9 protein-coding genes and 1 pseudogene are annotated in these 7,989 nt (G+C 56.5%); 4 read left to right on the top strand and 6 right to left on the bottom strand.

The window, feature by feature from the left end; translation table 11 throughout:
* Window positions 1-306: 306 nt before the first annotated feature.
* Window positions 307-912 carry an arsenate reductase/protein-tyrosine-phosphatase family protein gene (locus NBH12_RS10710; RefSeq protein WP_250819481.1) on the top strand — a complete coding sequence of 202 codons (606 nt, stop codon included), beginning with the start codon at window positions 307-309 and terminating at the stop codon, window positions 910-912.
* Between the two features lie 73 nt (window positions 913-985).
* Here the strand turns inward: NBH12_RS10710 and NBH12_RS10715 are convergent, their stop codons facing one another.
* Window positions 986-1,597, bottom strand: a complete 612-nt coding sequence (locus NBH12_RS10715; RefSeq protein ID WP_134859527.1) for an IS30 family transposase — start codon at window positions 1,595-1,597, stop codon at window positions 986-988.
* A gap of 483 nt (window positions 1,598-2,080) precedes the next feature.
* Here NBH12_RS10715 and NBH12_RS10720 point away from each other — a divergent pair, with 483 nt between their 5' ends.
* The 3 genes and pseudogenes from NBH12_RS10720 to NBH12_RS11205 all read left to right on the top strand — a co-directional run.
* On the top strand, window positions 2,081-2,914 hold the full coding sequence (locus tag NBH12_RS10720; protein ID WP_106641289.1) for a DUF4422 domain-containing protein: 834 nt from the start codon (window positions 2,081-2,083) through the stop codon (window positions 2,912-2,914).
* A 48-nt stretch (window positions 2,915-2,962) separates the two neighbouring features.
* Window positions 2,963-4,138: a UDP-galactopyranose mutase gene (gene glf, locus NBH12_RS10725; RefSeq protein WP_250819482.1), complete on the top strand. Its 1,176-nt coding sequence runs from the start codon at window positions 2,963-2,965 to the stop codon at window positions 4,136-4,138.
* Window positions 4,139-4,742: 604 nt separating this feature from the next.
* Window positions 4,743-4,908 (top strand): annotated as a pseudogene (locus tag NBH12_RS11205) (transposase); the annotation flags it as partial.
* A gap of 404 nt (window positions 4,909-5,312) precedes the next feature.
* On the opposite strand, the gene NBH12_RS10730 reads toward NBH12_RS11205, so the two are convergent.
* The 5 genes from NBH12_RS10730 to NBH12_RS10745 form a co-directional block, all read right to left on the bottom strand.
* A complete protein-coding gene (locus tag NBH12_RS10730; protein WP_204386057.1) occupies window positions 5,313-5,828 on the bottom strand; it encodes a glycosyltransferase family 2 protein in 516 nt (171 codons plus the stop codon).
* Between the two features lie 49 nt (window positions 5,829-5,877).
* Window positions 5,878-6,291, bottom strand: a complete 414-nt coding sequence (locus NBH12_RS10735; RefSeq protein WP_250819483.1) for a hypothetical protein — start codon at window positions 6,289-6,291, stop codon at window positions 5,878-5,880.
* 199 nt (window positions 6,292-6,490) lie between these two features.
* Window positions 6,491-6,853 carry a glycosyltransferase family 2 protein gene (locus NBH12_RS11075; protein ID WP_106641291.1) on the bottom strand — a complete coding sequence of 121 codons (363 nt, stop codon included), beginning with the start codon at window positions 6,851-6,853 and terminating at the stop codon, window positions 6,491-6,493.
* Window positions 6,854-7,332: 479 nt separating this feature from the next.
* Entirely contained in the window at window positions 7,333-7,674 is a 342-nt protein-coding gene (locus NBH12_RS10740; RefSeq protein ID WP_077149377.1) for a glycosyltransferase, read from the bottom strand.
* 9 nt (window positions 7,675-7,683) lie between these two features.
* Entirely contained in the window at window positions 7,684-7,842 is a 159-nt protein-coding gene (locus NBH12_RS10745; RefSeq protein WP_250819484.1) for a glycosyltransferase family protein, read from the bottom strand.
* Between the last annotated feature and the right edge of the window lie 147 nt (window positions 7,843-7,989).

A 7,989-nucleotide genomic window follows, 5' to 3' on the forward strand; every position in this document is an offset into this window, starting at 1 on the left:
CGGGCCACACGGGAAAGGACGCCGGACGCCACCGGCAGGGCGAAGCGCGCCCACGACAGCCAACCGGAATCCCGACACGTCAACTCACCAAGGAGTTGACAAAAACATAGGAACACCCCCCCCCCTATAGCAAAATCGCTCAAAAAAACGAATTTCCCATTAGCGTTCTGTGAAGATAAAGTGATGGTGGGCGGACGCGGATTGGTCACAGTCCGACGTATCGGACTAAAATGGTGCGCTAGTGGTTTGTATGCATGTACGCAGGCCCGCAAGGTGGCGTTGTAAGTATGAAGAAGGACTGAGCCCATGCACGTTATGTTCGTCTGCACCGGCAATATTTGTCGTTCTCCCATGGGCGAGCTGCTACTCACCCGTTATCTTTCCGGTACCACGGTGCAGGTTTCCAGCGCGGGTACGCATGGTTTGCCCATGCATCAGATTGATCCCAACAGCGCCCTGCTTATGGAAAGCGTAGGAATCGAACCGAGTGGGTTCCGTTCTCGGCGCCTGACGCAGCCGATGGCAAAGTCCGCTGATCTGATCCTGTGCTTTGAAAAGGATCAGCGTAAAGACATTGTCACGTTGGCTCCCACTGCTGTGAAATACACGTTCCTGCTGGGCGACTTTGCGAACATGTGTGAGTACTGCGCGCGCAATGGACTGGTCAAGGGCTTGACCATTCAGGAACGCTTGCAGTCAGTGATCAACTCCGCGTCCATTATTCGGCCCATGCTTCCCGAACCCGAGGATATTGAGGATCCGCACGGTAAGGAATATGCAAAGTTCCGCACTGCCGCCGAGCAGACGAACAAAGCGCTGCGCACCATCCTGACCAGCATGCGTAAGCACTACCGCGTTGAGGAAGCCCCGGTACGGCCTCAAATTACGCGTCAGTATGCTTATACGGTATGAGTGTTTATTGTGATACGGGTATCTATACTTCATACTTCCAGATGCGGAAGATAGTCTCGTTCAAATATACCCGTTATCTATTTGTAAGTGCAACATCCTTGTTCTCGGCTGATTCTAGCAGTTCGCGTGCCATGGAGGGGGCGATGGGCGTGCGTTTGGGCGGGTAGCGGCGGATCATGCCGTTCCTGTTCTCGTTGCCGCCGCGCCGCCACGAGCTGTACGGGTCGGCGAAATACGTGGCCATGCCCGGTTCGTCGCGCAGCCCGGCGTACCGGGCGAACTCGGTGCCGTCGTCATGCGTCACTCCGGTGCGGGCGGCGGCCGGCAACCGGGAGAACATGGCCTCCTGCGCCACCACGCTCGCGGCGGCGGTCTTGTCGGGTACGATCGCGGCCATGGGGAAACGGGTGCGCCGCCCGACCTCGGTGTGCAGGCTGCAGCCCGCGCCGATGACGCCGTCGGCCTCCCACTCGCCGAAACGGCTCCTGTCATCCTGCCCGCATGGGCGTTCGCAGATCGACGTGCGCAACGGGACGCGACCGCGGCCCGCACGCCCGCCGCCGGCCTTGCGCCTGCGCCGGCGGCCGCGCGGCAGCGCATCACGGGGCCACCGGGATGCCCCATGGCGAGGCGCCCGCACATCAGCGGCGGCGACCGGCCCCGGCGCAACCGCTCCGCGACCCACGCCTGCAGGCGGCCCGACGCCAGGCGCCGCGGTCTACGCGCAACCGCCTCGCGGCGCATGGGCCTGCGGCGCAAGGGCCCGGCCACGTGGCAGCGGCCCGTCCACGGACCCGTCCTGAGCCGCCTGGGCCGGCACGGCCGGCACGATTCGCTCTCGCTGGACGGGAACCACGTGTCGCGTCTGATCTCCCGGCCGACCGCGGACGCATGCCGTCCCCGCATCATGGCCCTGCGGCGCACGCTCGCCCCGTTGCCCATCTCAATCCGGACGACCTGCCGTTCCTCTTCCGACAGGTGCGAATACACCTGGCCCAAGGCGCAACACCCCTCCGTTTGGCTATCCGGACAATCTCCAATCTAACGGGTGCTGCACTTTCAATTAGACAACGGGCTTCTCACCATGCCGTTATAATGCTGTTATAATGCTAACGTTTACACAAAAAGATCGGGGAGTGGTACGAGCCCCGTTCGTTCGGAGCCATGCATGAGCGAGAAGAACAAGAAGATTTGTATTGCCGTGGCGGCGCATAAGCCATACCGTATGCCTGCGGATTCAATGTATATGCCGATGCATGTGGGAAAGGCATTGCATCCAGATATCGATTTGGGGGCACAATTCACTCCGGACAACACGGGGGACAACATCTCTGCTCTGAATGCCTTGTATTCTGAGCTTACGGGACTGTATTGGATGTGGAAGAATTGTAACGCCGAATACAAGGGACTGGTTCATTACCGGCGTCACTTCGCTACGCGCAATGTTGCCAAGCGGTTATTCTCTCGTGATAGGTTCAATCGTATAGCTACCGTTGCTGACGTATTGCCAGTATTGGAAGGTGCAAACGGCCAGCCTGGTGTGGATGTAATTGTTCCGAGAAAACGCAACTACTTCATTGAAACCATCTATTCTCATTATGCCCATACGTTGCCCGTGGAGCAGCTGGACGAAACTCGCAAGATCATAGCTTCCAATCAGCCTGACTATTTACCGGCTTTTGACCAAGTAATGCGATCGAAGACCGCCCACATGTTCAACATGTTCATCATGCGAGCAGGATGCTTCGATGAATACTGTGCATGGCTGTTCCCGATACTTGAAGAACTGGTGCGGCGTATTGATTCCGCCCAGTACGACGCTTTCAACGCTCGATATCCTGGACGCATTAGTGAAATGTTGCTAGATGTGTGGCTGCAAACAAATAAAGTGTCATACGCGGAATTAACAACCATGAGTCCAGAACCGGTGGATTGGTGGTCCAAAGGAATTGGGTTTTTGAGAGCGAAATTTGGTGGCAAGAAATACACGAAAAGCTTCTAAAAAATTCCATAATAATTTTATTGGTCGCTGTATAGGAGGTAAGTGATTATGCCTAAAGCGGAGTATCCCGATCTGGTGGTCGTGGGCGCGGGCCTGTTCGGCCTGACCGTGGCCCAGCTGGCCGTGGAGAGGCTCGGGGTTCGCGTGGAGATCATCGACGTGCGCGACCACATTGGCGGCAACGCGTACAGCTACATGGACGAGGAGACCGGCGCGGAGATCCACAAGTACGGCGCGCACCTGTTCCACACGTCCAACAGGCGCGTGTGGAACTACGTGAACAGGTTCACCTCGTTCACCGATTACGTGCACCGCGTGTACGCCACGCACGACGGCGAGGTCTACCCCCTGCCGATCAACCTGGGCACCATCAACCAGTTCTTCCGCGCGCACTACACGCCCGCCGAGGCCAGGGCGCTCGTGGCCCGGCAGGCCGGCGAGCTGGCCGGCAAGGATCCTCAGAACCTCAACGACAAGGGCATCTCGCTGATCGGACGCCCCCTGTACGAGGCGTTCATCAAGAACTACACGGGCAAGCAGTGGCAGACCGATCCGAAGGACCTGCCCGCGGGCATCATCAACCGCCTGCCGGTGCGCTTCAACTACGACAACCGCTACTTCAGGGACACGTGGGAGGGCCTGCCGACCGACGGCTACACCGCGTGGATGGAGCGCATGATCGACGATCCGCGCATCCACGTGACTTTGAAGGCCGACTTCTTCGACGGGTCGCAGCCGTTCAACAGGAAGGCCCTGGCCGCCGCGGGCGTGCCGGTGGTGTACACGGGACCGGTGGACCGCTACTTCGATTACTCGCTGGGCGAGCTCAAGTGGCGCACGGTCGACTTCAGGGAGGTGCGCTACGACGAGGGCGACCATTTCGGATGCCCGGTGATGAACTTCTCCGACGCGGACGTGCCGTACACGCGCGCGATCGAGTTCAAGAACTTCAACCCGGAACGCAGGGACTCGCAGAACCCGGGCAAAACGGTGGTGTGGGAGGAGTACAGCCGTTTCGCGGAGCGTGGCGACGAACCGTACTATCCGATCAACACGGAGGCCGACAAGGCGCTGTACGCGAGGTACGAGGAGCTCGCGAAGGCCGAGCCGCTCACGGTGTTCGGCGGCCGTCTGGGCACGTACAAGTACTACGACATGCACCAGGTGATCGACACCGCGCTGACCGCGTTCGAGGAGCGGGTCGCGCCGATGCTCAAGAAGTGAGATTCTACGTATAGTGGTTCCGGTACGTGGCTTCTTCTTCAGCGGCCTGTTCGTCGACTCAACCATGGCGTTGTCGTACGGGTTGCCTTTGCATAACAGTGACCGCTTGATGCCGAACACATGAAGCAGTTCGTCGATTCTTGTGTTCCAGAACTCGCCGTTCCGGTCCGAGTGAAACACCTGAAACGTCGGTCAGGAGGAGTCGGGCGTGGCGAGTGCCAATGGTGCCAGGCCCCGTCCCGGGCCCATCCGGCGGAATGGTTGGTGATGCCCCTGTCCGCCAGGCCGACCAGCAGGCACACATACGACCATTCACCCCCCCCCAACCCTCACGTACATCAGGTCACTCGCCAAATGCGTGTGCGGGGTGTAGTTGTCGAACTCGCGGTTCAACAGATTCGCGAGTTCGACCTTGTTGACCCGCATCCTGTGCGGTTTGAACCGCTTGCGCGCGTAAGTGCTCGTCATGCCCTGTTCGAGCATGACGCCGTCAATGCGTCTTCCGTACGCAGTGACGGCGCTCCTTTCTAGAGTGGTTCTGGATTGGCTACAATGTATTAGACAGTCCGATGAGTGACGAATGACATGGGATTGGAGGCCGACGATGGCCGGCCCGAAACATCCCCGTCACTACGACGAGGCGTTCAAATGGCAGATCGTGCAGTCGTAACGGGAGCGGCAAGCCATCCCGGGAGATTGGGGCCGGGCACGACATCGCGCGATCGACCCTGCAGCGCTGGGTCCAAGGCATCCGCAACAGCGGCTCCACCCCCAAATGCGAAAGAATTGATTGCAATAAACGTTTTCCGTTCCTCGTCGTCAAGGCCAGTCTCATTCCTGTCTTAAAGAGCTGCGCGTCCAGGTGCGCTACATTTGATAGTTCGCGACTGAAACCAATATGCAAAACTGCGCTGGATAGTTTCCATGAGGCAATGCCGACGGCCGTTTGTTTTGGCTTTTCGTATGGAAACATTTCCGACACTCTTATCCAAGCGGAAGGCTCATCCTTAAGGCGTTTGAAATAGTTGCTTTTCTTTTGTGTAATGGATTCAGGATTCTGCACGTAATTATATCCTGCGTAATCGGTATACCTACATCCGCCAGCGGCAACGAGGCGCCTATGATAAAAGACTGTATCCTCACCAATTGTCAGATCCGTCTCAAATCGGTTTTTTCATCTTGGGAGTCCGGTACAAACACGCCCAAACAACCTCATGAGAATATTGAGAGAAAAAACCGTAAGTATTGTTGACGGCCACGTCTTGAATAATTCCCTTTGAGGGAAAGGGACCACGCTACCATCAGTACTGACTCTATTAGCCTCAGCGTTAACTATTGCAACGGTTTCATCTGCATAAGAAAGCATTTTTTCGAAATAATCTATATCGACGTAATCGTCTGAGTCCACGAAAGAAAAGAATTCGCCGCGAGCCCGATCAAGTCCCCTGTTTCGAGCAGCTGCTGGGCCACTATTTGTTTGTTTTACAAGATGTATTTCAGTATTTTGGATAGCAAACGATTCGACGATTTCACATGTTCTGTCTGTTGACCCATCATCAATTACAAGTATCTCCAGATTCTTGAAAAGAGTTTGGTCAATCAGACTCTGAAGACAACGCCCTATCGTCGCTTCGCAGTTGAAAGCCGGAATGATGACGGAGATGAGAATGGTCTGTGTGGTTGGTTTCATTGTTTTCCTTGCGACGGAATAATTCCAAGATGTTGGGCACGGTGCACAGCTATAACAGTCTTGCTACAGCGGCCTTGTAGAGTCCGTAATTCCTTGTACGCAAGGCGCATTCCAGATCGGGCCATGCGTCCCGCCTGGAAGTGCGCATGGCCTCGAACTCCGCTATCGATGCGAGCCGGTCGCACATGACCGTGAACAACGCCTCGTGCTCGTCGCGGGTCAGAGCCATGCATCTTTTCCAGGTGAGCGGACCGAGCTGCTCGATCGTGGATTTATAGAGCTTCCGATCGAAAGGGACTCCTAGTTTCCGGCACCAGTCGAGCATCTCCTCGCATATCCAATAGGAATCCAATCCCTTTTTGCTGGAGGACGCGTTCGCGGTGATCCCGCCGTGATTCACGCAGTAGCGATAGAGATGCTTGTCGATATATCGCTCTGTGTACTGCGTGTCGATACAGAACATCTGGACGGTGTCCTCGAACCAGTAGTCTTCCGGGAACCTCAGATTCCGCCACACTCTCTTCGAATACAGTCTCGACCAGGGGCGCCGCGCGTTCTCCTGCCTTGAATGGGATGCACTTTGATTCCGTCCTGATTCATCATGCTGTATGAGGCTGTAACGAAATCGCAATTCGCCTCTCGGAACGCGGAATACAGTTCCTCTATAGCATCGGGGTCCAAATGTCATCCGAGTCGACGAACATGAGAGTTTCGCCTCGCGCGAGGCCGATACCAGTGTTCCGGGCGCCAGAAAGTCCACGATTGTCTTGATGGATGACCCTGATGCGAGAATCAGTCTTTGCGAGCTCGTCCAAGATTATGCCGGTCTTATCCGGAGAGCCGTCATCAATCGCCAGAATCTCGAAGTTTGCCGAAGTCCGTTGTTCAGTTATGGACTTGATGCAATCACGTACGAACTGTTCGACTTTATAGCAAGGAACAATCACGGAAACGTCTATAGTCGAGTTGTTGGAGATCGAGTCTGAAATAGAGGTATCCCAATCTTGACGCTGCGTGACATTCATCTGGCTTTCAGGCTTGGGCGACGCCTAAGAAAGGGTGCTTCTGGCGTTGTCGACGTGCACAGTCTTGCCGTGTCGGCATGCCAACGAGTACAGGAGATCGTTTTTGAGCAGGATGCTCTTGATTTTCGAGAAAATCTTTCGTTCGATCATGCTAATCCTCGCGTTCTGTTGTCGGTTGCGGTCTGGGACGGAACGGAGCCGTGTGAGGAATAAAAATCGCAAAGCTCCATGGCGGCCTGCTTGATGTCGAAGCCTCTTTGGCGGACCGGCTCGACTCGGTCTGCCCTGCGACCCCGGTTCGCCTCGTAGGATTCCAGCGCGGTCTTGAACCTCCAGATATGTGGCAGGTACTTCGGCCCGCCGCGTCTGGCATAGAAATCTGGACTCACGCGCATGGCGACCAGCGGCTCGTTTATGTTGCGCGCCCTGCATCCGTCCGCGAGCATGCGGTTGAACAGGTCCCAGTCCTCGAAATACAGTTACTCGCCGCTGTAGTTGCCAGCCTGCAGGGCCCTGCTTTTACGGAACACCATGGTCGGATGTCTGAACGGGTTGCGTTTCTTCGAATAAGCTTCGATATCTTTGCTATCGCAAGGCAAAGAAGATTCGGCGATTGGCTCATCCGGGGCCGTGACGAATTCCGCGACTTGGGAGCCGACCATGTCAAGATGCCCACCCAAAAGCACGCCGAGTTGTTCCTCCATGCGCGTCGGGAACGCGTAGTCATCGGAGTCCATGCGTGCGACAATCTCATTGCGGCATTCGGGCAGGCCAGACGCGAGGGCGTGGCCGAGCCCGCAGTTCTCCTCGTACGAGACCACCGTCAGCAGTCAGGGATGGCCACTCCGGAACGTGTCGACTGCGGCGTACAGGGGACCAGTCATGCCGTCCTCTACCAAGACAATCTCCTCCGGCGGAACGGTCTGGCTGACCATGCTGTCAAGGGCTTCCAAGAGGTGGGACGGATCCTCCTTCCGGTAGACGCTCATCAGCACGCTGTACGGGGCATGCGATGTTTTTGTTCAATAGGAAGTTGAGGTTTTAGTCACGAAGGTTTTTCGGGTTTAGGCGGAAAGGCATGCCGACCACCCGTGGGCCTTAGCCTGATGGTGCTTCTAGTTCCATTCGGGAAAGGT

The sequence above is a fragment of the Bifidobacterium sp. M3-N-101 genome, from assembly GCF_023656805.1.
Lineage (GTDB): Bacteria > Actinomycetota > Actinomycetes > Actinomycetales > Bifidobacteriaceae > Bifidobacterium > Bifidobacterium breve.